This is a genomic window from Mesorhizobium sp. B2-2-4 (assembly GCF_006442375.1).
Taxonomy (GTDB): domain Bacteria; phylum Pseudomonadota; class Alphaproteobacteria; order Rhizobiales; family Rhizobiaceae; genus Mesorhizobium.
This window is the reverse complement of sequence record NZ_VFWB01000001.1, coordinates 19,815-35,976: the sequence shown is the minus strand read 5'-3', so window position 1 is coordinate 35,976 and position 16,162 is coordinate 19,815. Positions and strand designations below refer to the sequence as shown.

Here is a 16,162-nt window from a genome sequence, read left to right as displayed (position 1 = left end):
TCCCGGCTGATGCCGCAGGCGCCGGCAAGCGGTTGCAAGAGGCACAGGACCGGTCGGTCCTCCTGTTTATGCACCACCCGCCGTTCGGCATCCACATGCCGGTGCTCGACGAGGTCACGCTAACCGACGCCAATGCCCTTCAAGAGCTATTCCAACGCCATGGCAGTGTCCGTCACATCTTCGCCGGACGTGTCCACCGGCTGATCGCCGGCAAATGGCGCGGCATTCCGGTCAGCACCATCATCCATTTCCACGATTTTCCGGTTGGCTAGCACTTAAGCAGGGGACGCCCCTTCTCTCGCCATCAAGCGCGCTCACGGTTGAAGTTTTTCCGGGCCCGAATGCGTCGAACCGTCGCGAGCCGTTTGGTTGTCGGATTTGCCGGCTTTCCCATCTTGCTCGTGATGCTGGGAAGTGCTGCAAAAGCGCATCAAATCTGGACATTAGTCTTGACAGAAATACAGATGTTCAATACCCGTCAGGTGATTGAATAGCAGCATTACGGGAGGAATGAGCGGTATGGCTTCCAATGTTTCGTTGACGGGCCTTGCCCGTGATCTCGAGGTGCGGGCCAAGTCGGGCAAGCCAATCCGCATCGGCTTGATCGGTTCGGGCGAGATGGGAACCGACATCGTCACCCGCGTCGCCCATATGTCCGGTATTGAGATCGGCGCCATTTCCGAGCTGAACCTGCCCGCCGCCAGTAAGGCCGTGGATATCGCCTTCCAGGAAACCGGGCATGCGCGCGAAGTGTGGAACGCCTCGGCGATGACGGCCGCCATGGAGACCGGCAAGGTGGCGGTCACCAACGACGCCAGCCTGGTCATCAACAATGACCTGATCGATGTCGTCATCGACGCCACCGGCGTTCCCGCCGTCGGCGCCGAGATCGGCTTGCGCGCCATGGAGCACGGCAAGCACCTGGTGATGATGAATGTCGAGGCCGACGTCACCATCGGCGCCTATCTCAAGAGCGAGGCCGACCGGCTCGGCGTCACTTATTCGCTGGGCGCCGGCGACGAGCCGTCTTCCTGCATGGAGCTTATCGAATTCGTCTCGGCCATGGGCCATCCGATCGTCGCCGCCGGCAAGGGCAAGAACAATCCGCTCAACATCGACGCCACGCCGCCCGACTATGAAGAGGAAGCCAAGCGCCGGCACATGAATGTGCGTATGCTGGTCGAGTTCGTCGACGGCTCCAAGACCATGGTCGAGATGGCGGCGATCGCCAACGCCACCGGGCTGGTGCCCGACAAGGCCGGCATGCATGGTCCGGCGGCGACGCTCGGCGAATTGTCCAAGGTGCTGGTGCCGCAGAAGGACGGCGGCGTGCTGTCGAAGGTCGGCGTCGTCGACTATTCGATCGGCAAGGGTGTCGCGCCCGGCGTGTTCGTCGTCGCCGACATGTCGCATCCGCGCATTTCGGAGCGCATGGAAGATTTGAAGATGGGCAAGGGCCCGTACTTCACCTTCCATCGGCCCTACCATTTGACCTCGCTCGAAGTGCCCCTGACCTGCGCCCGCGTCGTGCTCTACGGCAAGGCCGACATGGTGCCGCTGGCAAAGCCGGTGGCCGAAGTCGCAGCCGTGGCCAAGAAGGACATGAAGCCGGGCGAGAAGCTCGATGCGATCGGCGAATATTGCTACCGCGCCTGGATCATGACGGCGCCGGAAGCACATGCCGCCAGGGCCATTCCCTGCGGTCTGCTGCAAGGCGGTTCGGTGACGGCGCCGATCAAGAAGGGCGAGCTCATCACCTACGCCAATGCCGCCCCGGCTCCCGGCTCCAAGATCGCCGAACTGCGCGCGCGCCAGGACAAGCTCGTCTACGGAACCGTGGAGGTGTGATCATGGCCGCAGCCAGCAAAGCCGTCGCGGACAGCCGCGCCAACCTGCCCTTCGTCTATCGCCAGTACAGCGCCGAGCAGCTCAGACAGGTGCTCTACAAGATGTACCTCATCCGCCGCTTCGAAGAGGGCGCGGAGGAGAGCTACACGCGCGGCCTCATCCACGGCACCATGCATCTGTCGATCGGGCAGGAAGCCAGCGCCATGGGCATCTGCATGCCGCTCGGCGAGGATGACCAGATCACCTCGACGCATCGCGGCCACGGCCACTGCATCGCCAAGGGCGCCGAGGTCAAGCGCATGTTCGCCGAGTTCTTCGGCAAGACCACCGGCTACTGCAAGGGACGCGGCGGCTCGATGCACATCGCCGACGTGGCCAAGGGCAATCTGGGCGCCAATGGTATCGTCGGCGGCGGCATTCCGATCGCCGTCGGGGCGGCGCTCTCCTCCAAGATGATGAAGACCGGCAAGGTCGTGGTCTCCTTCTTCGGCGACGGCGCCAACAATGAGGGCGCTTTCCACGAGGCGCTGAACATGGCGGCGATCTGGAAGCTGCCGGTGATTTTCGTGTGCGAGAACAATGGCTACGGCATGTCGACGTCGACGGCCCGCTCGACCGCGGTCAAGAACATCGCCGAGCGCGCCGCCGCCTATTCGATGCCCGGCGTCATCGTCAACGGCAACATTTTTTCGGAGGTCGCCGAGGCGTCCTACAAGGCCGTCGAGCGCGCACGCGCGGGCGAGGGGCCGACGCTGATCGAGTCCAAGACCTACCGCCATCGCGGCCATTCCAAGAGCGACCGCAACCGCTATCGCACCAAGGAGGAGATCGAGGACTGGATGTCGAACCGCGATCCGATCACCCTGTTCGAAAGCGAACTGCGCGACTTCGGGTTCATTGACGATAAGGGCATCGAGGCGATCCGCGAAGCGGTGGCCAAGGAAATCGCCGACGGCATCGAGTTCGCCAAGGCGAGCCCGTCGCCTGATGTCAGCGAGACCGGAAATTACGTGTATACGGAGCAGGCGTGATGGACGCGATGGTGCGTGAACTGAGCTACGCCCAGGCGATCCAGGAAGCCATGGCGATCGCCATGGAGATGGACGAACGCGTCTTCCTGATGGGCGAGGACATCGGCGTCTATGGCGGCGCCTTCCAGGTGACCGGCGATCTGGTCGAGCGCTACGGCGCGGACCGGGTGATGGATACGCCGATCTCGGAACTGGGCGGCGCGGGTGTCGCGGTGGGTGCGGCCCTCACCGGGATGCGGCCGATCTTCGAGTTCCAGTTCTCCGACTTTGCCACGCTCGCCATGGAGCAGATCGTCAACCAGGCGGCCAAGATGCGCTTCATGCTGGGCGGTGAGGTTTCCGTTCCCGTGGTGATGCGCTTTCCCGCCGGTTCCGGCACCGGTGCCGCCGCGCAGCACAGCCAGAGCCTCGAGGCCTGGCTCGGCCATGTGCCGGGCCTAAAGGTCATCCAGCCGGCGACGCCGCACGATGCCAAGGGCATGCTTTTGGCTGCCGTCGCCGATCCCGATCCGGTGATGATCTTCGAGCACAAGCTGCTCTACAAGATGAAGGGCCCGGTTCCGGAAGGCTACTACACGGTGCCGATCGGCAAGGCCAATATCCGCCGCGAAGGGCGCGATCTCACCATCGTCGCCACCTCGATCATGGTGCAGAAGGCGCTCGACGCCGCGGCCGCGCTGGAAGCGGAAGGCATCGACGTCGAAGTCGTCGACCTCAGGACGATCCGGCCGATGGACAAGCAGACCGTCATCGACAGCGTCAAGAAGACGTCGCGGCTGATGTGCGTCTACGAAGCGGTCAAGACGCTGGGCATCGGCGCCGAGGTCAGCGCCATGATCGCCGAGAGCGAGGCGTTCGACTATCTCGACGCGCCGATCGTGCGGCTGGGCGGCGCGGAGACGCCGATCCCGTACAATCCGGAGCTGGAGAAGGCGACGGTGCCGCAGGTTCCCGGCATCATCACCGCCGCCCGCGACCTCGTGAGAGGGGTTCGCTGAGACATGCCGACCGAAGTCATTCTTCCCAAGGTCGACATGGACATGGCGACCGGACAGATCTCGCGCTGGTTCGCCGAGGAAGGCGCCCGGGTCAAGAAGGGCGACGTGCTGTTCGAGATCGAGACCGACAAGGCGGCGATGGAAATCGACGCGCCGGCCAGCGGCATCCTGCGCGATGTCTCCGGCAAGGAAGGTGTCGATATCCCCGTCGGCGCGCCGGTTGCGTGGATCTATGCCGATGATGAAAGCTACGGGGCCAAGCAGGACAAGGCGCCAATCTCCCCCCTTGAGGGGGAGATGTCGACGAAGTCGACAGAGGGGGTTGCCTCAGAAGGCACCGCCAAGTCCTTGAGCACCACTCTGGCGCTGAGCCCGGTCGAACCGACCCCACCCGACCGGCCTTTGGCCGGCCACCCTCCCCTCGAGGGGGAGGGGAAAACCCGCGCTACACCCTTGGCGCGTCGATTGGCTCGTGAAGCAGGACTGAATCTCTCCGGCATATCCGGCACAGGCCCACATGGCCGCGTCGTGAAGGCGGATATCGATGCGGTACTCTCCTCCCCCCTCGAGGGGGAGGTGTCCGCGAAGCGGACGGAGGGGGTCGCCTCAGAAGGCACCGCTTTTGCGCCGAGCCCCGTCGAAGCGACCCCAGCCGACCGGCCTGCGGCCGGCCACCCTCTCTTCAAGGGGGAGGGGGACGTGCTGCGCCTGTTCGAGGAAGGTTCCTACGAGCTGGTGCCGCACGACAATATGCGCAAAACCATCGCGCGCCGGCTGGTCGAGGCCAAGACCACCATCCCGCATTTCTACCTGACGCTCGACTGCGAGCTCGATGCGCTGCTTTCGCTGCGCACGCAGCTCAATGCGGCCGCACCGGTCAAGAAGACCGACAAGGGCGAGGCGCCCGCCTACAAGCTCTCGGTCAACGACATGGTGATCAAGGCGATGGCCATGGCCTTGAAGGCGGTGCCGGATGCCAATGCCTCGTGGACCGAAAGCGCCATGGTCAAGCACAGGCATGCCGATGTCGGCGTTGCCGTCTCGATCCCCGGCGGCCTGATCACGCCGATCATTCGCAAGGCGGATGAAAAGACGCTGTCGGTGATCTCCAACGAGATGAAGGACCTGGCCAGCCGCGCGCGCAGTCGCAAGCTGAAGCCGGAAGAGTATCAAGGCGGCACCACGGCGGTGTCGAACCTTGGCATGTTCGGCATCAAGGATTTCGCCGCCGTCATCAACCCGCCGCATGCGACGATCCTGGCGGTGGGCGCCGGCGAGGAGCGGGCGGTGGTCAAGAACGGCGAGATCAGAATCGCCACGGTGATGTCGGTAACGCTGTCGACCGACCATCGCGCCGTGGACGGAGCGCTCGGTGCCGAACTGCTGGTCGCCTTCAAGAAGCTGATCGAGAACCCGATGGGCATGCTGGTGTAGGTCACGTTGACGTGAGCCGGCGTCGAATGATGCGCCGGCTCACCACAGAATCGACTTGTCAGGCGCGAACCCTTCGCCCATGTTTCAGGTGGACTGTGATGAAGGGAGGTCCGCATGCCCGCATTCGATCCATCCGACGTCAAGACCCTGTTCGGCAAGGTGATGGGCGCGTCTCCGTCCGACATCAAGCTGGTGGCGCAGCGCCTGCACGATCACGCTTTCGAGCCGCGCATGTCGGCGGACGAAACCAAGCAACTCGTCGCCAGTCTCGGCTATGAGAGCCTGGATGCGTTCTGCGCCGACATCGGCTTGCCTGCGCATATCGCGGAGCGCTGGGGCCGCTTCGGCGTTTCCGGCGAGATGAAGCAGGTGTTCACGCTGCTGGCGGCCCAGCGCAGGCGGGTGGCCGAGGCGATCGCCGAATTCGAATCCATGACCCATGTCGGCGTCGAGGATTTCTTGCGCGAACGCGGCCTGATCTAAGCGGCACTGGAAGCAGCGTCAGCCAGCCTTTGCCAGCAGCGCCGTCGCCGTATCGCTGTCGGTGATCAGCACATTGGTGCTGACGGCCTTCAGCGCGGCGAGGATCGCGGCCACCTTGCGTTTTCCGCCGGCGGCCAGCACGACATTCGGCACCTGGCCGACGACATCGAGGTCGATGGCCATGACGCGGCCGTTGACTTCGTGGTCGACCAGCCTGCCTGAGGCATCGACGAAATAGCACAGCATGTTGGCGACCGCGCCCTTCGCTTTCAGCGACGCGATGAGCGACGACGGCACGATGCCGTGGCGGAAGATGGTCGCGTCCGGCGACATGTCGCCGACGGTAAGCAGCGCGATATCGGCGGCGGCAGCGCGCTGCCGCACGTCCTGCAGCGCCGGCTGCGCCCAGAGCAGGTCACGCAGCGAGGGGTTGTCGACCGTCACCGGCGCAGTGATCTGGTAGCTGTCGACCTCGAAGACATCGGCGACCTTGGCGGCGACGATCGACGGATTGATCCATTGCGAATGCGGCAGGCTGCCGACGAGCGCCACGACCGAGGCGTGCTTCAGCTGCCGGCGGGCGAGAAAGCCCAAACTTGCATGCAGGGTCGCGCCGCCGCCGATTGCCAGCGTCATGCCGTCCTGCATCTGCTCGCCGAGATAGGCCGCCACGGCGTGGCCGATCGCCTTCTCCAGGTGCTCTTGCGCCGAAGGCGTCGGGATGACGACGGCGGCATCGAGGCCCCAGCGCTTCTCGAGTGCACGTTCGAGCGCCACCTGTTCGGCGGTCGGCGCGTTGATCATGGTGACGACGATGCCCTCGGCCGTGCACGCGGCCAGCGTGCGCATGACCTTAACCCTGGAGACATCGAGCTTCTCGGCGATCTGCTCCTGCGTGAAGCCCTCCACATAATAGAGCCACGCCGTCTTGACGTTGAGATCCGACGACACCATCGGCAATCCGGAGCGGGCCGGTCTCGGTTTTTCCACGGGCATCGCTTTTCGTCCTCATGAGCCTTGGCCTGGGCCCCGCATCGCCTCTTCGGAGAAAGGCCGGCCGCGTGTCAACTGGCACCGGATGTCCGGCGTGTCGATTGTTGCACAGTTTTGTTCATTTGTAATTGACATCGAACATATGAACATATTTTGTATATCTCACGCGCTGTGTCATCCACCAGTCATATGCGCCGTGCAGGGAGGAAGAGACAGGGAACCGGCCGGGGCCGGGCCAGTCGTGCACAGACAGGACAGGAGGTCTTATGAAGACGCTATTCATCAAGCTGCTGGGAAGCCAGCTGGCGCTCGCGGCAACTTTGTTTGCCGGCATGGCAAGTGCCGAAACGTTGACGCTCTACACATCCCAGCCGGAAGCCGATGCGGCCAAGACCGTCGAGGCCTTCAAGAAGGCGCAGCCCGGCATCGACGTGGCAATCTATCGTTCCGGTACCAGCGACATCCTCACCAAGATGGCGGCCGAATTCGCCGCCGGCAGCCCGCAGGCCGACGTGCTGTTGATCGCCGATGCGGTCTCGATGGAGCTGCTGAAGAAGGACGGCCGGCTGCTGCCTTATCCCGAGGCAAAGCTCGACGGCATCGAGCCGGATGCTTACGACGCCGACAAGACCTATTTCGGCAGCAAGCTGATCACCACCGGCATCGTCTACAACACCGCGGCCGCCGAGAAGCCGGAACATTGGGCCGATCTCGCCAAGCCGGCCTATGCCGATGGTCTCGTCATGCCGAGCCCGCTCTACTCAGGTGCCGCCGCCTACCTGCTTTCGGGCTTCGCCGGCGATGCCGATTACGGCTGGGATTTCTTCCAGAAGCTGAAGGCCAACAACACCGTCAGCGTGCGCGGCAATGGCGCGGTGCTGAAGTCCGTGGCATCAGGCGAGAAGCCCTATGGCATCCTCGTCGACTTCATGGCGATGAACGCCAAGAAGAAGGGCTCGCCGGTGGAATTCGTGTTCCCCTCGGAAGGCGTGCCGGCCGTGACGGAACCGGTCGCGATCATGAAGACGGCCAAGAATGTCGACGGCGCGAAGAAGTTCGTCGACTTCATTCTCTCGGACGAAGGCCAGAAGCTGGCGCTTTCCATGGGCTACTTGCCGGCACGGGCCTCGGTCGGCCGGCCCGAATGGCTGCCGGAAGGCGTCAAGGTCAAGGTGATGTCGTTCGACACCAAGGCAATCGTCGCCAAGACCGACGCCGACAAGGCGAAGTTCTCGGAACTGTTCGGCGGCTGACAAGGCTCGGCGATCCGGCCGGGATGCCGCTTCGGCGGCATCCCCACTGCGCGCTGGTCGAATTTCAGGAAAGCAACGATGCCATCAACGATCAGGGAAAGCCGGGGCCAGGAAATGGTCCTGACGGCGGCGGTAGCCGTCGTCATCGTGCTGCTGTCCCTGCTGCCGATGCTGCGCCTGATCAAGGAAATCGTGGCACCCGGCGGCATGGTGTCAACGATGGCCCTGGAGGCCGGACTGAGAAGTCCGGCGACCTGGATCGCCACCTGGCATACGCTTGTCGTCGGCATAGGCGGCACGGTGCTTGCCGTGCTGTCGGGAACGCTGGTGGCGGTGCTCATCACGCTGACCGACATACGTGGCCGAAGCGCGCTGGTGCTCTGCTACGTCATGCCGCTGATGATCGCGCCGCAGGTCACGGCGCTTGCCTGGCTGCAACTGTTCGGACCGGCCAGCCCGTTCCTCAAGCTGTTCGGCGCCGCACCGCCGCTGGGCACCAAAAACCCGCTCTATTCCACGTCGGGCATCATCCTGCTGCTCGGCGTGCAGTATGGCCCGCTGGTGTTCCTGCTGGTGCGCGCCGGCCTGCGCAAGCTGCCGCGCGAACTGGTCGAGGCGGCGCGAGCCGGCGGCGCGAGCTGGTTCACCGTGCTCGTCACCATCGTGCTACCCCTGATGACACCGTCGATCATGGCGGCAGCGGCACTGGCCTTCGTGTCCTGCGTCGGCAATTTCGGCATTCCCGCCTTTCTCGGCATTCCCGCCAATTACTTGGTGCTGCCGACCTTGATCTATCAAAAACTGGCCGGCGGCGGGCCGGCCGTGCTCGGCGAGACGGCGTTCCTGTCGGTGCTGATCGGCATCATCGCCATGGCCGGCATTATCGCCCAGGAGGTCATGAGCCGGCGCCGCGACTACCGCATCAGCTCCACCTCGCTGCCCGCCGAGCCCTACGAGCTTGGCCGCTGGCGTCCGGTCGTCCAGGCCGGCATGTGGCTGCTGGTCGTACTGGTGTTGTTCCTGCCGCTGTTCGGGCTGGTGCTGACGTCGCTGGTTCCCGGCTACGGCATCGCGCTCAGCGCCAAGACGGCGACGCTCGACAATTACCGTTTCGTGTTGTTCGAGCACGCTGCCGCCAGCCGCGCCTTCTTCAACAGCTTCTGGCTGTCTATCGCCGCCGCCTTCTTCGCGGTCCTCGTCGCCGTGCCGATCGGCTATCTCATTGCCTGGGGCAAACAGCGCTGGGTGCGGCTGCTCAATCTTTCGGTCGAACTGCCCTATGCCTTGCCCGGCGTGGTGCTGGCGATCGCATCGCTGCTGCTGTTCCTGCGGCCGATCCCGCTGACCGGCATACAGCTCTACAACACGGTCTGGATCATCCTCTACGCCTATCTCGCCCGCTTCCTGGTGCTGGCCTTGCGGCCGACCATCAGCGGCTATCACCAGATCGACCGGACGCTGGAGGAGGCTGCACAAGTGGCGGGCGCCGGCCTGTTCACGCGCATGCGCACCATCGTCTTTCCTTTGGTGGCGCCGGCGGCGATCGCCGGCGGCCTGCTGATCTTCATGACGGCGCTCAGCGAGCTCACGGTCTCGGCGCTGCTGTGGTCGTCGGGTTCCGAGACAATCGGCGTGGTGATGTTCTCGTTCGAACAGGGCGGCGATTCCAACTACGCGGCGGCGATGTCCGTCATCACGGTCGCGGTCACCTTCGTGCTGATGCTGGTGACCAACCTGCTTGCCCCTCACCTTCCGAGTGGAGTTCTGCCATGGCGCGATTGACCCTGGACCATGTGACCAAGAGCTTCGCCGAGTTCGATGCGGTCAAGGACGTTTCGATCGATGTCGGCGACGGCGAATTCCTTGCCGTGCTCGGGCCTTCCGGCTGCGGCAAGACGACGTTGCTGCGGCTTGTGGCCGGCTTCGAGAAGGTGACGTCGGGCGAAATCCGCGTCGGCAGCGAGGTCGTGTCGGGTGCAGGCGGCAGCGTTCCACCAGAGAAGCGGCGGGTCGGCATCGTCTTCCAGAACTACGCATTGTGGCCGCACATGACGGTCGCCGAGAACATCGGCTATTCGCTCAAGGTTGCAAAGCTGGACAAGGCGGTCGCCCGCCAGAAGGTTGCCGACGCGCTGGCCCTGGTCAATCTACAGGGGTTAGGAGACCGTAGGCCGGCCAACCTCTCCGGCGGCCAGCGCCAGCGCGTGGCCCTGGCGCGCTGCCTGGTCGCCGCGCCCTCGCTGGTATTGTTCGACGAGCCACTCGCCAATCTCGACGTGCATCTCAGGGCCTCGATGGAGGACGAGTTCGCCGCCTTTCACAAGCGCACCGGCACGACCATCGTCTACATCACCCACGATCAGGCCGAGGCTATGGCGCTGGCCGATCGCATCGCGGTGATGGATCACGGTCGCCTGGTCCAGCTCGCGACCCCGCGCGAGCTCTATCATGAGCCGGCGAATGAAATGGTGGCCTCCTTCATTTCACAGGGCATTCTGCTTCCGGCCGACGTGCTGAGCTCCGAGGAGGCGGGTCATTGCAAGGTCCGGGTTCTCGGAACCGAGCTGGTCGTCCGCTGCCGGGCAGGCGAGCGGCCGCGCGCTGGCGCAAGGATCTGCTGCCGGTCGGCCGATCTCGACGTCTCGTCGGACGGCCCCGGCTTCGATGGCCTCGTCAAGCGGGTGATCTACCAGGGTGGCTCGGCGCGCATCGAATTTACGCCTTCCGCAGGACCTGATCTTACCTTGCATTTCGAGCAGCCCGACCCGGTCGTGCTGGAGAGCGGAGCCCAGGCGCGCCTGCGCATTAAGTCCGGCTGGGTAATCCCGGCGGAGGCGGCGTCGTGATGAAGCTGGACCTGGCCGGCGGCTTCGGCGAAAAGGGCCGCACCAGCGTTGCCGTCCGCAGCGGAAACGATCGCATCCTGCTCGATATCGGCATCAAGGTCGGGGCCACAGGGGCGGAGTACTATCCGGCACTTGACGGGTCGATCGCCGACATCGACGCGTTGTTTGTCTCGCATGCGCACGAGGATCACGTCGGTGCTCTGAGCTGGCTTTTGTCGCGCGGCTATGCCGGTCCGATTTTCATGACGGCCGAAACCCGCGCCGAGGCTCCGGCCACGCTCGCCGGCTATGCCGATCCCGGGGATCTCAAGCGATTTCCCTTTCCGGAAGATCGCATCGAGATTTTCGAACCCGGCGATTTGCTGAAGAGCGGCAATCTCAGGGTCAGGACGGGGAGGTCGGGACATGTCGTCGGCGGCGTCTGGTTTGCCGTCGACGATGGCAAGAGCCGCGTCGTCTATTCGGCCGACGTGGTGCCGGACAGCAATGTCTTCGTGATGGACGCGATCCCCGAATGCGATCTTCTCGTTCTCGACGCGTCCTATGGCGCCGATCCCGTGCCGGGTGCGGCGCGCGCCGAGGCCATTTCGGGCTGGGTGGCGCGCCATTCGAACGGATGCCTTCTGCCGACGCCGCTGTCGGGGCGGTCGCTGGAATTGATCGCGGCCTTGCCGGGACCCTTCGCCATCCACGCCGGCATGCGTGCTTCGCTCGAAGCGCAGATCGCCGCCACTTCAGCGCTGCTGCCTGGCGTATCCGAGATCCTGCGCTTGCGGCTGGGTAGTGCCGCAGACTGGACCGACGCCGACCCGCTGCCCTCGCTGCCCTTGCTGGCCGATGACGGCATGGGCGAGGCCGGGCCTTCGTCCCGCCTGCTGCCGCGCGCCGACCGGGCCGGCTTTCCGGTGTTGCTGACCGGGCATCTGCCCTCCGGCTCCCCCGGCGATCTGCTGCACAAAGCCGGCCGGGCGGACTGGGTGCGCATGCCCACCCACCCAACGCTGTCGGGCAATGTCGATATCTGGGAGAAGGCAGGGCGCCCGGAGGCGCTCGGTCATTCCTGCGCGAGCGAACTCCTCGACGACCTGAAAGCCCATATTCCGTCGCTGCGCCCGCAATGCCGCACCGGCCAGAGCATAACGGTGCGCCGAGGAAAAGAGACATGAGACTCCTGATCTGCAACGATGACGGCATCGAGGCGCCGGGCCTTGTCCGGCTGGTCAAGGCGGCCGGCGGCCTGAGCGACGATTTGTGGGTGGTGGCACCCGACGGCAAGCGCACCGCCGCGGGCGCGTCGCTGACGATCGCGCGGCCGTTGACGATGCGACGCGTCAAGCCCGGCTGGTATTCGTGTTCCGGCACTCCGGCCGACTGCGTGGTGAGCGCGATGGCCTGGCTGTTCGCGGATGGCCAAAAGCCCGACCTGGTTCTGGCGGGCGTCAATGACGGGCGCAACGTCGCCGAGGACCTTGCCTATTCCGGGACGCTGGGCATTGCGCGCGAGGCGACATTCTGGGGTATTCCGGCGATCGGCTTTTCCCGGGTGAAGAATCCGGACTTCAGCGGTGTCGACGACGAGTGGCTCGGCGCGTTGATCGCCTCGCTCTGGCGGTCGCGTGAAGAGTGGGCGGCGGATGGCCATTGGCTCAGTATCAACCTGCCGGCTTCGCTGCCGGCCGGGATCCGGCAGCCGCGCATCGGCCGCGACAAGATCGGCCGCAAGGCTGAAATCCTGGAGAGCGACGGCGATCGCACCGTCATCACAGTCCCGCGCGGGCGCGCTCACGCAAGTGAGCCGGGCGACGAGAACGAGGCGATCGATGCCGGCTTCGTCAGCATCAACCGGCTGAACTGGTTTGGCGAAACGCCGCTGGACGGACAGTTTCTGGACGAGATCCAGCACCAGCGGCAAGGCTAGTCACTCGTCACAGAACAGGGTCGTTGCGAATATTCAGGACGGTACGGTCGCTCGACCAGCCGTGCCAACGCCTCGACGGGCGGCGCAGCGGCGCGGATCATCCAGATCACCGAGCTGTGCAGCGGTTAAATTGCATCAATCCAAAGCCTATGCTTGAAGCCGCCGCTATTTCATTCCACATCGGTCAGCATGAAGGACGAGGCACGAGAGCGGCGTCGGGATCTGTTGTGGGCGCTGCCCGCATCGCTGATCCTGCATGCGCTCCTCGCAGCGCTGGTGTTCTACAACCTGCCGAGGCCAGCCCAAGAGCCGCAGCAGGACCAGCCGGTAAATGTCGCGCTCGTGCCTCCGCCCGATCAGCCAAAACCGAAACCTGCTCCCGCACCGCCAAAGGAGCCCAAAGCCGAGAAGCCGCCGGAAACGAAGGCTGAAGAACCGCCCGCAAAGCAGCCGCGCAAGACGCCGCCGATCGAGACCTTGAGACCTGTCTTTCAGTTCGGCGACAAGGACGCCGGCCCCAGGAAATCCCTGGACGGAGCCAGCGCTCAAGACAATTCGCCAGCGCCTGCCAAGGAGGAGACGTCGAAGCCGCCTGTGACACCTGAGCCTGCGGAGACCAAGTCTGGCGCGCCGGCGGCCACCGAAAAGGGGGCAGAGTTGCCCGAGGCCGGCGAGAAGCCGGCAACCGCCGCGAAGGATGCCGAGTCCCTGAAGGATGCTGAGGAGGCGGAAACCCCCGACGCCGACAAGCAAACGGCCGCGGCACCGCCGTTGGCCGCCGATGACGGCGACACTGAGGTCGAGCTTCCCATATCGGCTGAAAAGCCGACGCCCAAACCCGCAAATGCGCCGAAGCCCGGCTCTTCAAAGGTCTCGAAGTCCCCCAAGGGGAGCGCGGGAGACCCAGCTTCCCCTGATGTCGCCAGTGCCGCGTCGCGTCGCTATTCCGGGCTTCCGGGCGTTCGCAAGCTCTATTCGCAAGACGCTACCGGCGATGCGCTGGCCACGACCTCGATGGGCGGCGTGCCGCGCGCCCAGCGTGGTGCCAAACTTTGCGCCAGCGCATTGCAGCAGCAATTGCTGGACGCCTCTTATTTCCCCGACTTGATCCCAAGCGTGCCGCTGAAGGCCGGCAATATTCTCAACGCCCCGGATGTCGCTTTCCGCGCAACGGGCACGTGGTACCATGTGGGCTTCCGCTGCGAGGTCGACAGCGATGTGACCAGGGTTTTGTCGTTCGGCCTACGTGTCGGATCTGTAATCCCGCCCGACGAATGGGTTCGGCTTGGACTACCCACTCGCTAGAACAAGCTCTTAGGCGGGGACACCGAGCCCGGACAATTGCCGGCTGATCTCTTGCCAGTCGGTGCAGACGAAATCGGCGCCGGCCGCCTTCAGTCGCGCGCCATGCTCGGGATAGGTGTGGCCGCCGCCGGTGTAGCCGATCGCCGTCATGCCGGCGGCAACCGCGCCCTGGATACCGAAGGGCGAATCCTCGATGACGATGCAGTCCGCCGGATTGGCGCCCCTCTTTGCCGCGGCGAACAGGAAAATGTCCGGCGCGGGCTTGCCGTTCTTAACCATCGAGGAGCTGTAAATTGCGTCGCCGAAGAACCGTGCCAGCGCCGTCACTGCCAGGCTGTGGTTTATGCGCTCGACGGAGGACGACGAGGCAACGCAGCGGTCGCCCTCAAGCGCCTCCAGAAACGCGGCGATTCCTGGTGTCGGCTTCAGTTCCTGCGAAAACAGGATCCTGGTCTCGGTCCAGATGTCGCCATCCGCCGCCGCCGGAAACTGATGGCCGGTCAATTCCCTGATTTTGACGATGATGTCGGACTGTTTCATGCCGATGCACTGAGCGATGATGCCGCCGTGCACGCCCGGCATGCCGTGCTTTTCATAGACGCGCTCATAGGCCCTCGCGGCCAGCGGTTCGCTGTCGACGAGAACGCCGTCGCAATCGAAAATGATAGGCCTTGATCGCGCCACGCGCTTCTCCCCGGAGTTTTGCACTTTGCTACCGGCAAAAAGTCAAATGTTCAATAGCGTGGTGGTCGGGCGCCAAAATCTGTCAAAGCTGGCGTAGCGCATCGCTGGCCCGGGCCGACCCAAGCGCCCTTTGCATGGCCTGCCGCGATTGCGCGCGATCCGGCGTGATCCAGTTCGGTTCGGCGCCAAGGAAGCGGTCGAGGAAAGCCACGGCATAGGCCGGCATCTCGGTCACGTTCTCGCGATAGGACCACCATGTGCGCAGGTCGTCGGCGCATTTGTCGATGCTGGGCGCTGAGCCGAATTCCTGCTCGTAGATCGCCGAAATCACCGAAACGCAATAATTGGTGTAGAGGAACCCCTCAGGCCAGAAGCGGACGATTTCCAGCGTGCCGGCATTCTGCTCGGTCTCGACGAGATGGCTGAGGCCGGAGACTTCCCTGGCCGGCGCCTGCCGTATCAGTTCGCGCAGCACGAGGCCGGCGGCAAAGACGATGAAGTCGGCGCGGTCGATCGCGGCGAAACGCTTCTGCGCCTCCATGATCTCGACCCAGTCGAGAAAAGCCCTTGTGAGCCTGGCTTCGTCGATTTCAAAACGCACGCCGAATGTGTCGGACACCACCTTGGCGCTGCCGCGAAACGTGGCGCGGAACCAGCGCAATTGCCGCAACCGATGGCGAAGGTCGGGCATAAGGGCCAGTTCATCCCTGAAGGGCAGTTCCATTTCACATATCCCGTTTGACGACAGGCTAGCACAACCGTGCCGTCGCCGAAATCGGCCGACGGCCCTGTGGATGACCGTGACCGAGGTCAATATCATACATATTGACATTCTCGGAAACAAATGTTCTCACTTTGCTGTTGTCGCGCATCCGTCCAAGATGCGGTTCAATGAAGGCTTCGGGAGGAGAACCGAATGGCGATTTGGCAGTGGGGACTGCTTCTTCTGGTTATCGTGTGGGCGCTGCAGTCGCTCGGCGTCTGGCTGCAGATGCGGCACTATTCGGATGTCTTCCGGGGCGTCACCGACCAGTACAAGGATGGCTTCGTCGGGGCCGGCAATTTTCGCGGCCGGCTGGCCAAGGGCACCATCGCGCTCGTCGTGGTGACGCCGGACCTCATCGTGCGCCGCATGATGGTCATGAGCGGGCGCTCGGTGTTCACCAAATTCAAACGACATCAACAATTCGAGGGTGTTCCCCTCGATCAACTCCGGTCCAACCCTGCGATCATGGGGGAGGGGGAACCCGGTGTGGCCGAGGCCGTGAAACGGGCGATCGAACAGATCGACAAAGCACGGTCGGAGCCGGGGAAGAAGCCGGGCTTGTCCGGCTTGAACGTAGCAAGGGCCTAGAGGACGCCGCGCACC

16 protein-coding genes are annotated in these 16,162 nt (G+C 64.2%); 13 read left to right on the top strand and 3 right to left on the bottom strand.

Features of this window, described 5'->3' with window-relative positions; genetic code table 11:
- The first annotated feature begins 95 nt into the window (after nucleotides 1–95).
- The 6 genes from FJ959_RS00165 to FJ959_RS00140 all read left to right on the top strand — a co-directional run bounded on the left by FJ959_RS00165 (nucleotide 96) and on the right by FJ959_RS00140 (nucleotide 5,794).
- A complete protein-coding gene (locus FJ959_RS00165) occupies nucleotides 96–272 on the top strand; it encodes a hypothetical protein (RefSeq protein ID WP_246674866.1) in 177 nt (58 codons plus the stop codon).
- A 247-nt stretch (nucleotides 273–519) separates the two neighbouring features.
- Nucleotides 520–1,848, top strand: coding sequence for an NAD(P)H-dependent oxidoreductase (locus FJ959_RS00160; RefSeq protein WP_140627889.1), 1,329 nt, complete (start codon nucleotides 520–522; stop codon nucleotides 1,846–1,848).
- A 2-nt stretch (nucleotides 1,849–1,850) separates the two neighbouring features.
- On the top strand, nucleotides 1,851–2,879 hold the full coding sequence (locus FJ959_RS00155) for a thiamine pyrophosphate-dependent dehydrogenase E1 component subunit alpha (protein WP_140500625.1): 1,029 nt from the start codon (nucleotides 1,851–1,853) through the stop codon (nucleotides 2,877–2,879).
- Nucleotides 2,879–3,877, top strand: coding sequence for an alpha-ketoacid dehydrogenase subunit beta (locus FJ959_RS00150; protein WP_140627887.1), 999 nt, complete (start codon nucleotides 2,879–2,881; stop codon nucleotides 3,875–3,877). The genes FJ959_RS00155 and FJ959_RS00150 overlap by 1 nt, the downstream gene beginning before the upstream one ends.
- A 3-nt stretch (nucleotides 3,878–3,880) precedes the next feature.
- On the top strand, nucleotides 3,881–5,311 hold the full coding sequence (locus FJ959_RS00145) for a pyruvate dehydrogenase complex dihydrolipoamide acetyltransferase (protein ID WP_140627884.1): 1,431 nt from the start codon (nucleotides 3,881–3,883) through the stop codon (nucleotides 5,309–5,311).
- 114 nt (nucleotides 5,312–5,425) lie between these two features.
- Nucleotides 5,426–5,794 carry a hypothetical protein gene (locus tag FJ959_RS00140; protein WP_140500628.1) on the top strand — a complete coding sequence of 123 codons (369 nt, stop codon included), beginning with the start codon at nucleotides 5,426–5,428 and terminating at the stop codon, nucleotides 5,792–5,794.
- Between the two features lie 18 nt (nucleotides 5,795–5,812).
- Here the strand turns inward: FJ959_RS00140 and FJ959_RS00135 are convergent, their stop codons facing one another.
- Complete coding sequence (locus FJ959_RS00135) at nucleotides 5,813–6,790, bottom strand: sugar-binding transcriptional regulator (RefSeq protein ID WP_140525496.1); 978 nt, start codon at nucleotides 6,788–6,790, stop codon at nucleotides 5,813–5,815.
- Between the two features lie 263 nt (nucleotides 6,791–7,053).
- Between FJ959_RS00135 and FJ959_RS00130 the strand changes: the two genes are divergently transcribed.
- The 6 genes from FJ959_RS00130 (at nucleotide 7,054) to FJ959_RS00105 (ending at nucleotide 14,109) form a co-directional block, all read left to right on the top strand.
- Nucleotides 7,054–8,040, top strand: a complete 987-nt coding sequence (locus tag FJ959_RS00130) for an ABC transporter substrate-binding protein (RefSeq protein WP_140500630.1) — start codon at nucleotides 7,054–7,056, stop codon at nucleotides 8,038–8,040.
- A 78-nt stretch (nucleotides 8,041–8,118) separates the two neighbouring features.
- Nucleotides 8,119–9,822, top strand: a complete 1,704-nt coding sequence (locus FJ959_RS00125; protein WP_140500631.1) for an iron ABC transporter permease — start codon at nucleotides 8,119–8,121, stop codon at nucleotides 9,820–9,822.
- Nucleotides 9,810–10,886, top strand: coding sequence for an ABC transporter ATP-binding protein (locus FJ959_RS00120; RefSeq protein WP_140500632.1), 1,077 nt, complete (start codon nucleotides 9,810–9,812; stop codon nucleotides 10,884–10,886). Before FJ959_RS00125 ends, FJ959_RS00120 begins: the two co-directional genes overlap by 13 nt.
- Entirely contained in the window at nucleotides 10,886–12,052 is a 1,167-nt protein-coding gene (locus FJ959_RS00115) for an MBL fold metallo-hydrolase (RefSeq protein WP_140500642.1), read from the top strand. Before FJ959_RS00120 ends, FJ959_RS00115 begins: the two co-directional genes overlap by 1 nt.
- Nucleotides 12,049–12,804, top strand: a complete 756-nt coding sequence (locus tag FJ959_RS00110) for a 5'/3'-nucleotidase SurE (protein ID WP_140627881.1) — start codon at nucleotides 12,049–12,051, stop codon at nucleotides 12,802–12,804. Before FJ959_RS00115 ends, FJ959_RS00110 begins: the two co-directional genes overlap by 4 nt.
- A 189-nt stretch (nucleotides 12,805–12,993) precedes the next feature.
- Nucleotides 12,994–14,109: a DUF930 domain-containing protein gene (locus FJ959_RS00105; RefSeq protein ID WP_140627878.1), complete on the top strand. Its 1,116-nt coding sequence runs from the start codon at nucleotides 12,994–12,996 to the stop codon at nucleotides 14,107–14,109.
- Between the two features lie 9 nt (nucleotides 14,110–14,118).
- Here FJ959_RS00105 and FJ959_RS00100 read toward each other — a convergent pair whose 3' ends face one another.
- Both FJ959_RS00100 and FJ959_RS00095 read right to left on the bottom strand, forming a co-directional pair.
- The gene (locus FJ959_RS00100) at nucleotides 14,119–14,793 is read right to left on the bottom strand and encodes an HAD family phosphatase (protein ID WP_140525806.1); all 675 of its coding nucleotides are present in this window, start codon (nucleotides 14,791–14,793) and stop codon (nucleotides 14,119–14,121) included.
- Between the two features lie 82 nt (nucleotides 14,794–14,875).
- Complete coding sequence (locus tag FJ959_RS00095; protein ID WP_140517923.1) at nucleotides 14,876–15,517, bottom strand: hypothetical protein; 642 nt, start codon at nucleotides 15,515–15,517, stop codon at nucleotides 14,876–14,878.
- A gap of 192 nt (nucleotides 15,518–15,709) precedes the next feature.
- On the opposite strand from FJ959_RS00095, the gene FJ959_RS00090 reads away from it, so the two are divergent.
- A complete protein-coding gene (locus tag FJ959_RS00090) occupies nucleotides 15,710–16,147 on the top strand; it encodes a transcriptional regulator GutM (RefSeq protein ID WP_140501610.1) in 438 nt (145 codons plus the stop codon).
- The last annotated feature ends 15 nt before the right edge of the window (nucleotides 16,148–16,162 follow it).